At 60.6% G+C, this 16,053-nt stretch carries 14 protein-coding genes; 4 read left to right on the top strand and 10 right to left on the bottom strand.

Features of this window, described 5'->3' with window-relative positions; translation table 11 throughout:
* Nucleotides 1-2: 2 nt before the first annotated feature.
* Genes AC5LBQ_RS03295 through AC5LBQ_RS03265 form a run of 7 tightly spaced genes read right to left on the bottom strand, consistent with a single transcriptional unit; the run spans nucleotide 3 to nucleotide 7,689 of the window.
* Nucleotides 3-2,615: an NADH-quinone oxidoreductase subunit G gene (locus tag AC5LBQ_RS03295; protein ID WP_493264622.1), complete on the bottom strand. Its 2,613-nt coding sequence runs from the start codon at nucleotides 2,613-2,615 to the stop codon at nucleotides 3-5.
* Entirely contained in the window at nucleotides 2,616-3,944 is a 1,329-nt protein-coding gene (gene nuoF, locus AC5LBQ_RS03290) for an NADH-quinone oxidoreductase subunit NuoF (RefSeq protein ID WP_295027598.1), read from the bottom strand.
* A 2-nt stretch (nucleotides 3,945-3,946) separates the two neighbouring features.
* A complete protein-coding gene (gene nuoE, locus AC5LBQ_RS03285) occupies nucleotides 3,947-4,648 on the bottom strand; it encodes an NADH-quinone oxidoreductase subunit NuoE (RefSeq protein WP_493264621.1) in 702 nt (233 codons plus the stop codon).
* The gene (locus AC5LBQ_RS03280; protein WP_493264620.1) at nucleotides 4,645-6,018 is read right to left on the bottom strand and encodes an NADH-quinone oxidoreductase subunit D; all 1,374 of its coding nucleotides are present in this window, start codon (nucleotides 6,016-6,018) and stop codon (nucleotides 4,645-4,647) included. Before AC5LBQ_RS03280 ends, nuoE begins: the two co-directional genes overlap by 4 nt.
* A complete protein-coding gene (locus AC5LBQ_RS03275) occupies nucleotides 6,015-6,755 on the bottom strand; it encodes an NADH-quinone oxidoreductase subunit C (RefSeq protein WP_493264619.1) in 741 nt (246 codons plus the stop codon). The genes AC5LBQ_RS03280 and AC5LBQ_RS03275 overlap by 4 nt, the downstream gene beginning before the upstream one ends.
* Entirely contained in the window at nucleotides 6,752-7,297 is a 546-nt protein-coding gene (locus AC5LBQ_RS03270) for an NADH-quinone oxidoreductase subunit B (RefSeq protein ID WP_282921016.1), read from the bottom strand. The genes AC5LBQ_RS03275 and AC5LBQ_RS03270 overlap by 4 nt, the downstream gene beginning before the upstream one ends.
* A 32-nt stretch (nucleotides 7,298-7,329) precedes the next feature.
* Complete coding sequence (locus AC5LBQ_RS03265; RefSeq protein ID WP_282921015.1) at nucleotides 7,330-7,689, bottom strand: NADH-quinone oxidoreductase subunit A; 360 nt, start codon at nucleotides 7,687-7,689, stop codon at nucleotides 7,330-7,332.
* 347 nt (nucleotides 7,690-8,036) lie between these two features.
* Here AC5LBQ_RS03265 and AC5LBQ_RS03260 point away from each other — a divergent pair, with 347 nt between their 5' ends.
* A complete protein-coding gene (locus tag AC5LBQ_RS03260; RefSeq protein WP_493264618.1) occupies nucleotides 8,037-9,341 on the top strand; it encodes an isochorismate synthase in 1,305 nt (434 codons plus the stop codon).
* 68 nt (nucleotides 9,342-9,409) lie between these two features.
* On the opposite strand, the gene AC5LBQ_RS03255 is transcribed toward AC5LBQ_RS03260, so the two are convergent.
* The gene (locus AC5LBQ_RS03255) at nucleotides 9,410-9,958 is read right to left on the bottom strand and encodes a YbhB/YbcL family Raf kinase inhibitor-like protein (RefSeq protein ID WP_307741626.1); all 549 of its coding nucleotides are present in this window, start codon (nucleotides 9,956-9,958) and stop codon (nucleotides 9,410-9,412) included.
* A 506-nt stretch (nucleotides 9,959-10,464) separates the two neighbouring features.
* Here AC5LBQ_RS03255 and AC5LBQ_RS03250 point away from each other — a divergent pair.
* From AC5LBQ_RS03250 to AC5LBQ_RS03240, 3 genes are all read left to right on the top strand, one after another.
* A complete protein-coding gene (locus AC5LBQ_RS03250) occupies nucleotides 10,465-11,157 on the top strand; it encodes a class I SAM-dependent methyltransferase (RefSeq protein WP_491680339.1) in 693 nt (230 codons plus the stop codon).
* 143 nt (nucleotides 11,158-11,300) lie between these two features.
* Entirely contained in the window at nucleotides 11,301-11,573 is a 273-nt protein-coding gene (locus tag AC5LBQ_RS03245) for a type II toxin-antitoxin system RelB/DinJ family antitoxin (RefSeq protein ID WP_491680338.1), read from the top strand.
* Nucleotides 11,570-11,851 carry a type II toxin-antitoxin system YafQ family toxin gene (locus tag AC5LBQ_RS03240; protein ID WP_297346723.1) on the top strand — a complete coding sequence of 94 codons (282 nt, stop codon included), beginning with the start codon at nucleotides 11,570-11,572 and terminating at the stop codon, nucleotides 11,849-11,851. The genes AC5LBQ_RS03245 and AC5LBQ_RS03240 overlap by 4 nt, the downstream gene beginning before the upstream one ends.
* A gap of 156 nt (nucleotides 11,852-12,007) precedes the next feature.
* Here AC5LBQ_RS03240 and AC5LBQ_RS03235 read toward each other — a convergent pair whose 3' ends face one another.
* Both AC5LBQ_RS03235 and menD read right to left on the bottom strand, forming a co-directional pair.
* Nucleotides 12,008-14,038: a S1C family serine protease gene (locus AC5LBQ_RS03235; protein ID WP_493264617.1), complete on the bottom strand. Its 2,031-nt coding sequence runs from the start codon at nucleotides 14,036-14,038 to the stop codon at nucleotides 12,008-12,010.
* Nucleotides 14,039-14,243: 205 nt separating this feature from the next.
* Entirely contained in the window at nucleotides 14,244-15,932 is a 1,689-nt protein-coding gene (gene menD / locus AC5LBQ_RS03230) for a 2-succinyl-5-enolpyruvyl-6-hydroxy-3-cyclohexene-1-carboxylic-acid synthase (RefSeq protein WP_493264616.1), read from the bottom strand.
* Between the last annotated feature and the right edge of the window lie 121 nt (nucleotides 15,933-16,053).

Genomic DNA, 16,053 nt, shown 5'->3' with positions numbered 1-16,053 from the left:
GGTTACGCCTCCGCTGCTTTCAAGCTAACAAGCTGGCCGTAAGCCGAACCTAAGGTTTCGTGAACCAGGGATCCGGGGGAACATTCCGGCATCCACACGACCCGCTCCGGCAGGTCAGTGAGCACCACCGGCAGGGTCAAGGCGCCTTTCGGTCCCGTAATCTTGGCAAAGTCGGTAATACCGTTTTCCCGGGCGGTTTCCGCGCTCATGCGCACCACCGGGACTTTAGCAGTCCCCGCCAAGTACGGTTCGCCGTCCTGGCAGCGCCCCGCGTCCAGCAGCGGCTTCCAGGTGATGACCAGGGCCTGGCCGGCCTCGGGGGGAACAATGGGAGGATCCTCACGGAAAGGCGCCCCCAAACGAATGCCTTGCCAGGGACCCAGCTCTTCGTACTCGTGCCAAATCGCGGCCAGCGAATCCAGTCCCAGGTCGTAGCCCGCGGCCCGGCCCAGCAGGTTCATGACCTTCCAGTCCGGCAGCGCGTGCGAGGCCAAAGCCTGACCGAAGGGACGCAGCCGGCCTTCCCAGTTGATGAAAGTACCGCTCTTTTCGTGCGGCGGAGCCACTGGCAGGACGACATCGGCGTACTGGGTAATCTCGGTCTTGCGCACCTCCAGCTGGATAACGTGCTTCACGCCTTTGAGGACTTCCCGCGTGCCGTCCGGGTCCTCCAGGTCGCGCAGGTCCACCCCGCCCATCACCATGGTGGTGCCGGGCAGGAACTGTTCCCAAGCCTCGGGGGTCAACATGCACCGGAAACACAGCGGCAGATTCTCGTGCAGCGGCTCCTTTAGGCCCCAAGCCGCATCGATGTCGGCGCGCGCCGCCGGGTCGGTCACCAGGCGACCGCGCGGCAGCAGACCGGGGAAGCAGCCCGCCTCAATAGCGGCACGCGAACCGGCGCGCCGCGGTATCCACGCCCAAGCGGCGTTGGTGGCGTCGGCCAGGCGCGCGGCATATTCCAGCTCGTCAACGACCAAGCTGGCGCGCTCCCCCATCAGCACCAGCGATCCGGGCTGGCTCAGGGATTCTTTCACCCAAGCAAACTCGCCCTTACCATCGATGATGTCTTGCAGGATTTGGAGTTGCTCCCCCGGCTGGTTTTGCACCAGGGTAGCGCCGAGTTTGCGCGCGCCATCACTGAGGAATGAGGCGAGGGTGGCGACCTTCGTGCCGTGGTTTTGCGTAGCTTTGCGCAGCCGCAGGAACAAGGTGGCGCATTCGTCCTCCGGTTCCAGGTCGACCAGGAACACAAACGGTGCTTTCTCAACGTCTTGGTAGGTCACTTCCAGAGGACGCCCCGCGACCCGCAGTTTGATGAAGTTCACTTCGTCCATGCGGAAGTCCCGCGAGCGCGCATCCACGATGTTCGACTTGCCTACCACGTGAGCAAACTTGCCCCAAGCGTAGTAGTCCTCGAGGGTCAGGTGTTCGCCGGGGAAGAACGTGACCTCCGAGTTTTGGGCAGATTCTTTAACATAGGCGGCGGCCCGGGAAAGGGCGGTACCCCAGTCGGTTTCCTCCAACTCGCCCGCGTCGTTACGCACCATCGGGCGGGTCAAACGGTCCGTGGAGGACTGCCACGCGAAAGCGTAACGGTCCTTGTCAGAAATCCATTCCTCATTGACCTCGGGATTGTCCCCCGCCAGCTGGCGCAACACGACCCCACGGCGCGCATCGACGCGGATTTCCGCCCCACTAGCGTCCTGGTCAGTAATCGAGGGGGTCGAGATGAGGTCGTGGGGACGCGCCCGGAAACGGTAGGAGGCGTTCGTAAGCGCGCCGACCGGACAAATCTGCGTGACGTTACCGGAGAAGTACGAGGCGAAACGTCGACCGGACACGTCGCGGTGCGCCACGTCCGGGTTACCCGAATGCATCGAACCGATAATGCCGGGCTCCCCACTCGGGCCGGTCATCGATTCACAAGCCGTGACGGTAGCGCCGTCCGGGTTCGCCTCTTCGTCATAAATCCCCAACACCTGCGTGTCAAAGGAACCAATGTTTTCACCCATAAAGAAGTGGTGATCGCATGGAGAGGAACCGCCGCCCCGCCCTTGTAGGTCGATGAAGGCGTCACCGGCGATTTCTTTACCGAAACGCACGCAGCGCTGGCACAGCACGCAACGGTCCCGGTCCAGCAGAATCTCGGAAGTCAGGCGCACCGGCTTGGGCCAGACACGCTTTTTATCGGTGAAGCGCGAGGTCGGGTTGCCCTCCATGAACGTCTGGTTTTGCAGGGGGCATTCGCCGCCCTTGTCGCAAACCGGGCAGTCCAGCGGGTGATTGACCAGCAGGAACTCGAGGATACCGTTTTGGGCTTTGGCCGCGACCTCGGAGGTGAACTGGGTGTAAATCTCCATCCGATCCGAACAGGTGGTCGAACAGGCCGGCATCGGTTTGGGCATCTTGGCGACCTCGCCCTGCCGGTTGGGCATGGCTACCTCTACCAGGCACGCGCGGCACGCCGCTACCGGCTTCAGCAACGGGTGGTCGCAAAAACGCGGCACGTACACTCCGGCCATCTCGCAAGCCCGAATCGCCAGGGTGCCTTTGGGCACTTCCAGGGGCTTACCGTCAACTTTAATATTGACCATTTGCACTTCGTCGCTCATTTATTTACCTGCCTCGCCCGATGCCTCGTGGTAGTACACGCTGCGTTCGTAGGGGAACAACTCCCAAGCCGGGGTTGTGTAGCCTTTTTCAAACTCGTCACGGAAACGTTCAATGCCGGACTTCACCGGGGTGATGGCTGCGTCGCCCAGCGCGCAGAAGCACCGCCCGCCAATCTCGGAAGTAATCGACAGCAACTTGTCCACGTCACCAACCTCGCCTTTACCGGCTTCGAGGCGGTGCATGATTTGCTTCATCCAGTAGGTGCCTTCCCGGCACGGGGTGCATTTGCCGCAAGATTCATGCTGATAAAAGTCCACCCAGCGGGTCATGACGCGCACGACCGAAGTCGTTTCATCAAACACTTGAATAGCGCGGGTAGCCAGCATCGAACCGGCGGTGGCGACTTCCTCATAAGTCAGGGGAACATCGAGTTCTTCGGGCGTAAAGATAGGCGCCGAGGAACCCCCTACCGCCCAAAACTTCAGGTCATGACCGGAGCGCATTCCGCCGCAGTATCCCAAGAGTTGCCGCATCGTAATGCCGAAGGGCGCCTCGAACTGGCCGGGGTGGGCCACGTGGCCGGAAATCGAAAAGATACCGTGCCCCTTGGACTTTTCCGTACCCATCGAGGCGTACCAGTTATCCGAGTACTTAAAGATGCCGGCGACCTGGGAAATCGTCTCGACATTGTTGATGACGGTGGGACGAGCATACAGCCCCTGGGCGGCCGGGAACGGCGGCTTCAACCGCGGGTGTCCGCGCCGGCCCTCCAACGAATCCAGCAGGGCGGTTTCCTCACCGCAGATGTAGGCTCCTGCCCCGGAGTGGGCGGTAATCTTGAGGTCGCCCAGCAGTCCCGCCTCGGTTGCTTCCCGGATAGCGGCCAGCAGTCGGCGCAGCGGGTGGGTCACTTCTCCGCGCAGATACACGAAAGCGTGTTCGCAGCGAATCGCCCGGGAACAAATCGCCATTCCCTCGATGAGGGCGTGCGGGTTCGCCATGATTTGCGGAATATCCTTGCAGGTCCCCGGCTCAGACTCGTCAGCGTTCACCGTCAGGTAGCGCGGCAAACCGTCATCGGGAGGCAGGAACGACCACTTCAAACCCGCGGGGAAGCCCGCGCCACCACGACCGCGCAACCCCGAGTTCTTGACCGCAGCCAACACATCAGCGGGATCCATCGAGTTGGCCTTTTCCAGACCCTTGTAGCCCCCGCGAGCCCGGTAGGCTTCCAGGGTCCAAGACCGGTCCACGCCCCACATATCCGACAAAATCGGGGTCAGCGGCACCTCGCCACCAGGAATGTCAGTCAGGTTCAGTTCACTCATGACTATTCACCTTCCTTCGCTTCGGGAGCTGACCAGCCCGGGTCGCTGGGAATTCCCCAACCTTTTTCCGCAGCGATGCGCTTGCCCAGCAGGGTGGGAACCCCGGCGGATTCGCCCTCATCGGCCAGTCCGTCCTCGAAACCAGCCAAGAGGTGCTCGTTTTCCTTAAAGGTCGGGACGTGATTCGGGCCGCGGGTCGGTTTCACTGGATTGCCCGCACGCAAGTCATCGACCAGTTTCACGGCCGATTGCGGGGTTTGGTTATCAAAGAATTCCCAGTTCACCATGACGACGGGGGCAAAGTCGCAGGCGGCGTTACATTCAATCGCTTCCAGGGTAACTTTCCCGTCCGCGGTCGTTTCCCCGTTGCCGATGCCCAAGTGGTCGCACACGGTTTCCCAAATCTCGTCGCCACCCATGACGGCGCACAGCGAAGTGGTACACACCCCCACGTTGTATTCCCCGTTGGGACGGCGCTTGTACTGGGTATAGAACGTGGCGACCGCCGAAACTTCCGCGGGGCTAATCCCCAACAGTTCGGAGCACAGCTCGATACCGTTGGCGGACACGAAGCCGTCCTCGGACTGCACCAGGTGCAGCAACGGCAGCAGCGCCGAACGCGAATGCCCCTCGGGGTAGCGAGCAATAATCTCTCGGCCTTCGCGAACCAGACGCGCTTTGACGTCCTCAGGATACGGTTTCATCGATCCACACCTCCAAACACCGGGTCAATCGAACCGATTGACACCACCAAGTCAGAAATCAAGCCACCCTCGCACATCATGGAGGCAGATTGCAGGTTTGCATAAGAGGGGTCGCGGAAGTGCGCGCGGTAAGGGCGGGTACCGCCATCGGTCACCAGGTGCACGCCCTGGATGCCCTTGGCGTGTTCAATCTGGGTGTACACCTGACCGGGCGGGATTCTGAACCCTTCGGTCACCAGCTTGAAGTGGTGGATGAGTTCCTCCATCGAATGCCCCAGAATATGCGAGACGTGTTCCGGGTCTTGGCCTTGGCCGTCTGCGCCGATGGTCAGCTTAGATGGATAAGCGAACTTCGGGTCGGCAATCATGACCGGCTCACCCTCGCTTTGCTCCAAGCGATCCAGCACCTGGTACACAATGCGCAGGGACTGGTACATTTCCGCGAAACGCACCTCGGTACGCGTGTAGCAGTCGGAATGGTCGCGGGTGGGAACATCGAAAGTGTAAGTCTCATACCCGCAGTAGGGCTGCAGCTTGCGCATGTCCAGAGGCAAACCGCCCGCCCGCAGACACGGACCAGTCAGGGACAGTGCCATCATGGTGGACAGCGGCAACCACCCCACGTTCTTCATACGGCCAATAAAGATGGGGTTGGCCATAATCAAGTCCTGCATTTCGCCGATGTCGCGTTTGACCAGCGGGAGCTTTTCACGAATCATGTCGACCGTGTCGTCCAGCAGGTCATTGGATACGCCGCCGGGTCGCATATAGGTGTTGTTCATGCGCAGGCCGGTGATGTGTTCAAAAATCCGCAGGATTTCTTCACGACCCCGGAAGCCGGTGGTCAGCATGGTCGTTGCGCCCAGTTCGTTCGCGCCGGTACCGATGGCGACCAGGTGCGAAGCAATCCGGTTCAGCTCCATCAACAGCACCCGGATTTCGTTGGCCCGCCGAGGCACCTGGTCCGTTACCCCCAGAGCTTTTTCAACGGCCAAGCACCAGGCGACTTCCGAAAAGAACGGCGCCACGTAGTCCATGCGGGTACAGTAGGCCACGCCCTGGTTGTAAGTGCGGTATTCCATGGATTTTTCAATACCGGTGTGCAGGTAGCCAGTACCCAAACGGCAATCCTTAATGGTTTCGCCTTCCAGCTCCACGATGACGCGCAGCACGCCGTGGGTGGAGGGGTGCACCGGGCCCAAGTTGACAGCAATCCGGTCATTGTGAGCCGACTCGAGGTCCGCAGTCATCGCGGCCCAGTCGCCGTCCTGAACGGAAAACTCCGGCATTCCCGGCACGTAGTCGCCAGCTCCCGCCGCGGCATGAACATTTTGTGTTTTTGCCTCTGGGTTCATAGTTTCGGTACTCAACTGTAGCTCCTCCGCGTGTCAGCCGGCGGGACGGTGCCGCCCTTAAATTGCACTGGAATCCCGCCCAGCGGGTAGTCCTTACGCTGCGGGTGTCCGACCCAATCATCGGGAAGCAGGGACCGGGTCAAGGCCGGGTGGCCGGTAAAGATGATGCCCATCATGTCGAAGGCTTCCCGCTCGTGCCAGTTGTTTCCGGGGTAAATATCCACGATAGAGGGGATTTTCGGGTCTGACTCGGGGGCCGCAGTCTCGATGCGCAGGTTGTGATTGTGGGTCACGCTGATGAAGTGGTACACGGCGTGCAGTTCCCGTCCGGCGTCGTGCGGGTAATGTACCCCAGACACGCCCATGCACAGCTCAAAGCGCAAGTCCTGGTCGTCACGCAACGCTTTTGCAACCGTCACCAGGTGTTCGCGGGCGACGTGAATCGTCAACTCGCCGTGGGAAACGACGACCCGGTCTATGGCAGTGAGAGGATCCACCCCGGCCTCACGCAAATCTTCCTCCAGGTAATCGACGCAGTCATCGAACCAGCCCCCGTAAGGCTTCGGGGACTGCCCGGGCATCATAACTTCCCGATGCAACTGGCCGTAACCGGAAGTGTCGCCGGTGCCGTGAACCCCGAACGGATTGTCACGCACCCCCAGGGATTCGCCGCGAGGATTGGCGTACTGGGGCAGCTTCGGCTCCAGTTCACCCTCCGGAGCGGCTTGCAAATCTTGAGTTTCTTCGCTCACGCCATCAGTCCCTTCATGTCGTTCAACGAGGCCGCCTGCAGCGCCGCGGCTTCCGCCTTGCGGATGGCTTCCTCACGATTCTTACCCAAAGGATCGACCTTGATGTGGTCACGCAAGCTCAGCAACGCCCCCAGCAACATTTCCGGACGCGGCGGGCAGCCCGGAAGGTAGATGTCTACCGGCACCACGTGGTCGCAGCCCTGGACAATGGCGTAGTTATTGAACACGCCGCCGGATGAAGCGCAAGCCCCCATGGAAATGACCCACTTCGGGTCGGCCATCTCGTCATAAACGTTGCGCATGATGGTGGCCATCTTGTGCGAGACCCGACCCGAAACCAGCATCACGTCAGCGTGACGCGGGGAGGAACGGAACACCTCCGAACCGAAACGGGCAATATCGAAACGCGAAGCCGCGGTCGCCATCATCTCAATAGCGCAACACGCCAAACCCATCGTGACGGGCCAAATCGAGAGGGAGCGCGCAAAATCAGTGAGCTTTTCCGGCAACGCTGCCAAGCCGTCAGAATCTTGATCCAACATTTTATGGTTTCCTCCAAAATACTTGGAACGGTTTAGTTCCAGTCAAAGCCGCGACGGGCCCACACATAGATAAAGGGAACTGCCAGCAATTCCACGAAAGTCATCATGACGAACATGCCGAACTTTCCTTGCTGGAAAAAGGAAATCGCCCAGGGGTATAGAAAAACCACCTCGATGTCGAAAATGATAAACATCATGGCGGTTAGGTAGTACTTAACCGGGAAACGCGCCTGGTTTCCGCGATTCGCAGTGGGGTCACAGCCACATTCATAGTTGGCATTCTTAACGCGGTTTGGCTTCGTAGGGCCGAACAGATAACCGGCTAAAACCCCTGCTAAGGCCACCAACCCGGCTACTAACAGCATTATCAGCAGCGCTACGTAAACGTTCATAGCTTCTCCATCTTTGAAACACCCGAGCTGCCTGCCGGCACCGTAACCAGCAAAATCTTCCCAGGCGAGTTGCCAGCTCCACCCTACAAGTTTTTCCCCTAGCTCAGTAAATTTTGAACGAAATGCTGGATTATCACCGAGCTTCTCCGGGTTTTGGGCAGCCTGCGGCCCGTAGCGCGGATTCGATTTAGGAAAAAAAGAGTTTTCTTATTGGGACTTGGGTCCCTGTTGAGAGAGGGCGCCCGGCGGGAAATTTTGCGCCCTCGTGCGTAGTGCCGCGTCAGGAGACCACCCACGCGCCGCCCTGCCGGTTTTGGGCGCTGGGCGGGGGAATCTAGGATGGATGAGTGCTATTCGTCCACACTCGCGCTCTTGACCGCGATTTGTCCCCGGAGCTGGTCTCGATGGAGGCCGCGGCATTCCTCACGGACGGATTTTTCTTTGCTTCTCCCCCTGCACAAGGCGCCCCCCTCACGTTGGCAGCGCCGGGTTTGGGGGATTTTCCCGGTCAGGACTTTACGCCAGCCTGGCATTGGGAGGACGGCTCGGACCTGGATCGGGCTGGCGCGGCGTGGTACCTGGTAGGACGCCACGCCCAGGTGTTTGATGCGGTGCAGCGACGCGGCACGGGTCCGGTGGCTTTCGCGTCCTTTGGTTTTAATAGCGCGGCTGCCTCGGTTTTTGTCCTGCCGTCATTCCTGGTGGGCAGCGATGCCCAAGGGGCGTGGATTACCGTGGCTTATCAAGCCGCGAGTCCCGATGAGCCTCGAGCGGCCAGATTGTATCGGGCCGCCATGGCTTGGATTAAAAACTTTCCCCACCGACAGCGCCAAGATGCCCTGCAGACGCGACCTTCCGCCGTAGTGGGAAAAACGTCTTACCAGGAAAACGTTGCCGCCGCCGTGCGCGCTATCCGCGAGGACAAAGCGGAAAAAATCGTGATGGCTCGCCCGGCACGATTCGAGTTCGCCGGGGAGGCTGGCGCGGAGCGGGCGCGGGCAGCTGGCGGGGCTTTGGCCTCCCGCCTGCGCGAACGCTACCCGACTTGCTGGATTTTCAATGTCGGGGGGCTGGTCGGAGCCACGCCGGAGATGCTGCTGGAGGCTGCCGACAGACGGGCACATTCGCGGGTTTTGGCGGGCACGGCGACACCTGGCGAAGACGTGGATTTGGCTCATTCGGCGAAAAACCTGGCGGAACACCAGGTGGCGCTGCGTTCGGTGGCCGAGCCTTTGCGTCGCGTTGACCCCGATTTGGAGGCGAGCGGGCCCTACCTGTTACAGCTGCCGAATCTGACCCATCTGGCCACGGATTTGCACCTGCGGGTGCCGGCGGGCAAGACGCTTTTGCACCTGGTCGCGCAGTTTCACCCCACGGCGGCGGTGTGCGGGCTGCCGCGGGATTTTGCGCGGACGTTTATCTCCCGGTTTGAAGCGGATCGCGGGCGTTACGCCGGGCCGGTCGGCTGGGTCGATGCCCAGGGCGGGGGCCAGTTGGCTTTGGCGCTGCGGTGTGCCCAACTCGATGCCCTCGGCGTGGAGGCCTGGGTCGGGGCGGGCATCATGGCAGATTCCGACCCGGAAACCGAATGGCGGGAAACCGGGGCAAAACTGGCGCCAATCCGGGATTGTCTGGACTTGTCGGCTGAGTGAACCGCGGGACGGAGGGATTGCCCGAACTCGCGGCCTTGCCGATGGGCGGGTTCAGTGCGACCGCTGCCCTAGCGGCTATAGGTGGCGGTCAGGGTCGCGCGTGCCAAACCGTTGAACAGGCTCATGAAGTGTACCGTGGCGTTCGTCGCGGTGTCCGGATCCAGCTCCAGGCTGGGGATTCTCAAGGCGTGAACAGCGAAAACATAGCGGTGATCCCGGTCCCCCGCCGGCGGGAAAGGACCGTCGTAGGCAAAATCCCCGCTGTCGTTACGGATGTGAAAAGCTCGTCCGCCCGTTAGGGCTTTAATGGTTGCGTCGTCCGCACCTGCCCCCAGCGGCAGGGAAGTCACTGACGGGGGAATATCCACCACGGTCCAATGCCAGTAGCCAGACGGTGTGGGGGCATCGGGATCGAAACAACTCAGGACGTAAGAGGCAGTCTGCGCCGGAGCCCCGGACCAGGACAGCTGGGGTGATTGGTTTGCGCCCTCCCCCGAAAAGTCGCGAGGCATAGCCACTCCCTCCTGCAAGTTTTCACTGGTGAGGGTAAAGGACGGTAGCTGCGGGAGTGCTTCGGCGTAAGGGTGCGGGGCAAGGGGGCGAGAATCTAAGTTCATGATGTCTCCTAACTGTTGGGGTATTCGGGTTTCGGTGTGCGGTCGGTAATCTCGCCAGCGGACACGACCGTACGCGCCGACCAGCGAGGCGCAGATACGCCTTAAGTGTAGCTTGGCGTTGCCCAGACCCGCTCCCTCGAAACTCAGGTACTACAACCGCGGAACTCCGCTTTGAGTGTTTTTGCTACATGTAGCAAAATCGCTCAAAGCGTGTTTGTACGGTGTCAATGGCGCAAGACTCTGCGCGATTGACACTTAGTTTGACGCCACGTCGCAAGTGTTTACGAATATCCTCACTCTAGAGGCTGCTCTCCCCAGCTGAGGACATATGCACGAACGACCGATTTCAGACCTAAATCTACGTCATTACCCCACCGTGCTTGTGCAAAACCGCTGGTAGACCCGATTCCAGCCTAATCATGTTGCGCCAAACCGAAACGAAATCGGTCGTTCGTGCAGGGCATGACGTAAAACCCCGCCGCGGACCTGGCGGTAGGATAGAACCCATGCGCGCGAACCTCGACAAGAATCCCCACGACGTCCAATCCATGTTCAATGCCGTGGCCGGCCGTTACGACCTGATGAATTTCCTCGCCTCTCTGGGGCAGGAAAAAGTGTGGCGCGCCCACGTGAAGCGCGCGGTGGTGACGCGGCCATTTTTGAAGGTGCTGGATGTGGCCGCCGGGACCGGCGCCAGTTCGATTGAGTTTGTGCGCGCCGGAGCCAAAGTCGTGGCTCTCGACTTTTCCGAGGGCATGATTGCCGAGGGGCGCCGGCGTCACCCGGAGATTGACTTTCAGCAGGGCGACGCAATGAACCTGGACTTTCCCGACAACACTTTTGACTGCGTCACCATCAGTTTTGGGCTGCGCAACGTGTCGGACCCGGACCGGGCTTTGCGAGAGTTTTACCGGGTCGTGCGCCCCGGCGGGCACGTGGTGGTGTGTGAGTTTTCCCGCCCAACTTTTGCCCCGTTTAGAGCTGTTTATCGGTTCTTTTTGCACCGGATCATGCCGCCGATTGCCCGGCTGTTCTCGACCGACGCCGTGGCGTACGACTACCTGGCGGAATCCATCTTGGCTTGGCCCTCTCAGTACGAGTTCGCCGCCCATCTACGCGCGGCGGGTTTCGAGCGCCTGCAGCTCAAGAATCTCACCGGCGGTATCGTCGCCCTGCACCGGGGCTACAAGCTGAAGTAGGCGCCGCCCCGGAGGAATCTCCTAGAATCACCAAAACGCAATAGTTCCTTGTGGCTTTTTTTCATCGCATGCTCGGCTTTTATAATGACATCGTGTTTATGATAGACGAACTTTCTGCTAAAATCGAACTAAGGAGGGGCACCATGACGACTACGAATTTAAACATCAGGACTGACAAAGAGGTCAAAGAACAGGCCGACCGCGTCTTTTCGGAACTGGGTCTCAACATGACCACAGCTGTTAATATGTTCTTGCGCACTGCCGTTCGCGAACAGGGAATTCCTTTCAAGTTGAGCCTGAATGTCCCTAACGACGCTACCGCTGCCGCGATAAGGGAGGGTCGGCGGATAGCAGACGACCCCAACGTTAAGGGCTACTCGACTCTCGATGAGCTAAAGGCCGCTTTGGAAGTATGAAGTACGAAGTCAGGTTTACGAGTCAGTTTAAGAAAGACGTGAAGCTCGCAAAAAAGCAGCACCGGGATTTAGATAAACTTTTCAAAGTTATCCAAGTCCTGGCAGAGGGAGACACTCTGCCCGAAAGATACCGCGACCACAGCCTGTCCGGCACTTTCGCGGGAACCAGGGAATGCCACATCGAACCGGACTGGCTGCTGATCTACGAAGTCCGCAGCAATGTGCTGGTGCTGATGCTCTATCGACTCGGAACCCACGCGGAACTGTTCCAGAAATAACTTGAGCTGCCTGTTTCCAGGCAGCTCAAGGATCTCACCGGCGGTATCGTCGCCCTGCACCGGGGCTACAAGCTGAAGTAGCCACACCCCCGCGTAAATGCCGGGCTGGCCGCCGCCCGGAGGCAGCGGCCAAGCCAGCTAGACACGCGCGTCCGACTATTGCGCCTGGAGTGTCACGGGAATCTTCTGTTCCTTTCCGTCACGCACCACTGTCAGTTCCACCGTGTCACCCACGGCATATTGACGCACGAAACCGACCAGGGACAACGAGCCTTTCACAGGCTTGCCGTCAATCTTGGTGATGATGTCACCCTGTTTCAAACCGGCTTTATCCGCGGCAGAACCGGAGTTGATTTCCTGCACCCGCGCACCCAAACGGGACACTTTGTCCACCGTGGCGACCTCCTGGCCCACCATGACGCCGAGCGCCGCGTGCACCGCTTCGCCGTGATCAATGAGTTGGGTAGCAATCATCGAAGCCTGATTAATCGGAATGGCAAAGCCCAGCCCGATAGAGCCCGCCTGGCCCTCTCCGGTCGAGCCGCCGGAACCCGAAAGACTCGCAATGGACGAGGTCACACCTACTATCCGCCCTCGTGAATCAAACAAGGGACCGCCGGAGTTACCCGGATTCACCGCCGCGTCCACCTGAATCGCGTTCGTGGTGACTTCGGTAGGAGCGGTGCTTTTTTCAGGCTGGGAAGGCTGTATCATGCCGCCACCAAAGTAACGCCGCAGACCAAAGGGGTCTTTCTCATCTTCACCATCGGGACTGCCCCCCTGCACCGCCTGCACCCGCACGGGACGGTCCAGCGCCGAGACAATACCCGTGGTGACCGTAGACGACAACCCCAGCGGGTTACCGATGGCCGCGACCGACTCCCCGACCTTCAGGTCGTCGGAGTTACCCAACGGCGCCACGGTCAAGTCTTTCGGCGGGTTCTCGATTTTTATCACCGCCAGGTCGGTCAGCACGTCACGGCCCACGATTTTCGCTTTGTACAAGCGTCCGTCGAACAGCTCTACGGTGATGATTCCGTTGCCATCCGCGGCTCCCGCCACCACGTGATTATTGGTCAGGATATGGCCTTTCGAATCGATAATCGAGCCGGAGCCCTGGTCAGATTCGCTGTTCGTTTCCACCGAAATCGCCACCACGGCGGGGCGGACCGCTTTGGCCACGGCCTCCCAATTCGGAGTCTGCGAGTTGGAATTTGCCACCGGCTCGGGGGTGGCGACATCCTTGTCCTCCGGATTAAACAGGGTCGAACTGGTCGTTTCTGCGTCATGCCCGAACAAGCCGCTCTGTTCGAGAGCGTACAAACCGCCGGTACTCAGCAGCGATGCCGCCACCGCCACGCCGATCAAGGCTCCCCATCCGGGACGGCTTTTTTCCTTTTTATCCCCCGGGGTCGCCGCCCAGGTCAAGCTGTTTTGCAGCGGGTTCGTCGCCCCGCGGGTGCCGGCAAAGGGGTCGGAAGTCGCAAACGGGTTGCCGCCGGGGTTACCACCGGGGTTGCCCGGTATGCCGGGGTTGGCGCCGACTGGCTGACCTTGGTTCGGGCTGGCCGCGCCGGATAGCGGGTTGGCCGGGTTCGCGAGGGGGTCGGAAAAGCCCGGAGTTGTGCCCCAAAAGGCGTTGGCTCCGTACTGTGCCGAAGGGTTCGGGCTTGCCGGGTTGGCAGAAGCGGGGTCAGTCGCGTTGTCAGAAGCGGGGTCAGTCGGTTGGGTTGGGGCGGCCTCAGTTGAGTTGGTTGAGGCGGTGCTGAACGAACCGGTGGAGCTGTTCAGGGACTGTTCAGCGGGAACGCTCCCGGACGGGCTTGTGAAACCGTCACCACCCGGACTTGTGAACCCGTCATCAGAAGGACTGGCGAACCCCGCGCTCACCACTTCACTAGAAGCGTAGGCCACCGGCCTACCACCCGACTGGTCGGCGTTATCGCTGTCCGCAGCAGGCTCAGCACTGGCCTGGCCGGCGGGGGTTACTGAGATAATCCGGCCGCTCAGGCTCGGGGTCTGCGTCTGGGCGGGCTGCGGGTTGTCCGATGCCGCAGCCTCATTAGAGTTCTGGGGATTCGCGGGAATCTGCGTTTCTTGATGTTCCGGAGTGGACTCGGTATTTTCCTGGTTTTCTGACGCGGGCGTTTCCTCGGGGGAAGCCCAGGGGTTATTCGTATCGCTCACTGTTTACTCCTCATAAAGTTCTCACCGGTTTTGACCCGGTGACTTCAAAATTACCTGGGAATCTAGCGGAGGCCTGCGGTCAAAGCTCGTTCCCAGGTAGGATTTGCCGGGTTTGGGTTCTCAGACACCGGCGAGAGAGTTTCTACCTCTGATTTCGACACTTTTGCAATAAGTTCCCCAACCGCAAGATTGTTCAAAGTTAGGCTCACAGGACGACCTCCAGCAGGCTCAGCCCCCTGACCGGTTGGGTCAGGGCGGAAACCAGATCTGCCTGATTGTCTAGCAACTCAGCTTGCCAGTCCGCCGCCCGAGCCAGCCCGCAAATGTCTCCGACCTGGGGAGTTAGGAACATTCGGGTGAAGGTATCCGCCGGGGCCGCACCGTGCTCCAGGCCGCCAAAAATCCGTCCGCCCCCGTTATTTATGACGATGACCTGCAAGTTTGGTACCTCTTCGGTGCGGCCGTGACTCAGGGCACCCAGGTCGTGGAAAAACGATACGTCACCAAAAACCAGCCGCATCGGCTGACGCCGCGCCAGCGCCGCCCCCCAAGCCGAGGCAATGGTGCCATCAATCCCGGCCAGGCCTCGATTGGTAAAGACGCGGTTCGGGGCAGAATTGCGCGCCACCGCGTCGAAAACCCGGATAGTTAGCGAGGCCCCCAAGTAAAGGTCCACCGGCTCGGGCGCAGTCATGGTGCTGTCCCAAATCGCTTGTGCCGCGCTATGGAAACCCCAGTCCCCGCTCAGGGCCGCGACCGCGTTTTCCCCCGCCACACGCCACATTTCCAGCCAGCTTTCCGGGGTCTCGGCGGACTGGTGGGGAGTCAAGCGTGGTGAGGGCTTCGCCGCTTTCGCCAGTTCACAAGCCAGGGTGGACGCGTCTGTCCACTGCCGGGCGATGTTGTCGGCGAGGTTGACCGTTGTTCCCGGTGCTCCCACGGTTTCCACGGGAATGTCGCGGCGGGCAATGAGTCGCGTAATCGGCCTGGTCAGGGTGGGTCGGCCCGCGACTATGACTCTTTCGAGGTTGTGTTCCGCCACCTCCGACAATGTGGTTCCGGCGGCTTTGGCGTATCCTCGCACCGCATTGGGGTGGCACCGCCAGGCGGTTTGCGGTTCGGCCAGGACGGGAATCCCCGCGTTTTCGACCGCCTCGCACAAGTCCGTGTAGGTGGCGTCGCTGAGGTCCCCGGCAATCAACAAGGTGCCACGCGGCGCCTGGTGCGGGTCCAGAGGGTCCTCGCTAGCGATAGCGCTGGCGGAAGCTCGAGCGGCGAACGCTTCTATAGTTTCGGGAGGTGCCAAAGGTTCGATGAAGCTGGCGTTGATATGTACCGGCCCGGGGAGGGGGAAGTGTTTTTCGTTGGTGGCCGGGTGGGGTGAGGGACTGACGCCTCGGCAAGACGCCACGGCGGCGGACACGGCCTGCTGCAGTTCTGCGGCGGTGACACCGGGCTGTATATCGGTGGCGAACCGCACGAAATCCCCAAAAATCCCCGGCTGCCAGGTCGTTTGGTTCGCCCCGGTGCCGCGCAGCGCCGCGGGACGATCCGCGCTAAGGACCAGCAATGGCAGACCCGCATGGGCTGCCTCCATCACCGCGGGCAGGGCGTTTCCCACCGCGGTGCCGGACGTCATCACCAAAACTGCCGGATGCCCCGCGCGCGTTGCCCCGAGAGCCATAAAAGCCGCATCGCGCTCATCGATGCGCACGTGCAGGTTCAGGCGGCGGCTGGCTGCCCACTGGTTTAGGGCATAGCCCAGGGGAGCATCCCGGGACCCGGGGCAATAGAACCAGTGGGAGAATCCTTGCTTCACCAATAAGCGCACCAAATCCCCAGCGTATTGCCGGTTTGAGGCGTCCTGATTGTCTCGCTGACTGGTGTTGTCCACAACTGACCCTTTCAATGCTTGGCATCGTGCTGTTTCGCGGTTTCCGTGAAACCGGGAAACCGTTGCCATGCCGGGAAACGAAAGCTGTTTTAGAAACTGCAAAATTTTCGTCTCCGGGGTC

It is taken from the genome of Mobiluncus sp., assembly GCF_985070215.1.
The sequence above is the reverse complement of the archived record's forward strand: the minus strand, read 5'-3'. Positions and strand labels throughout refer to the sequence as shown.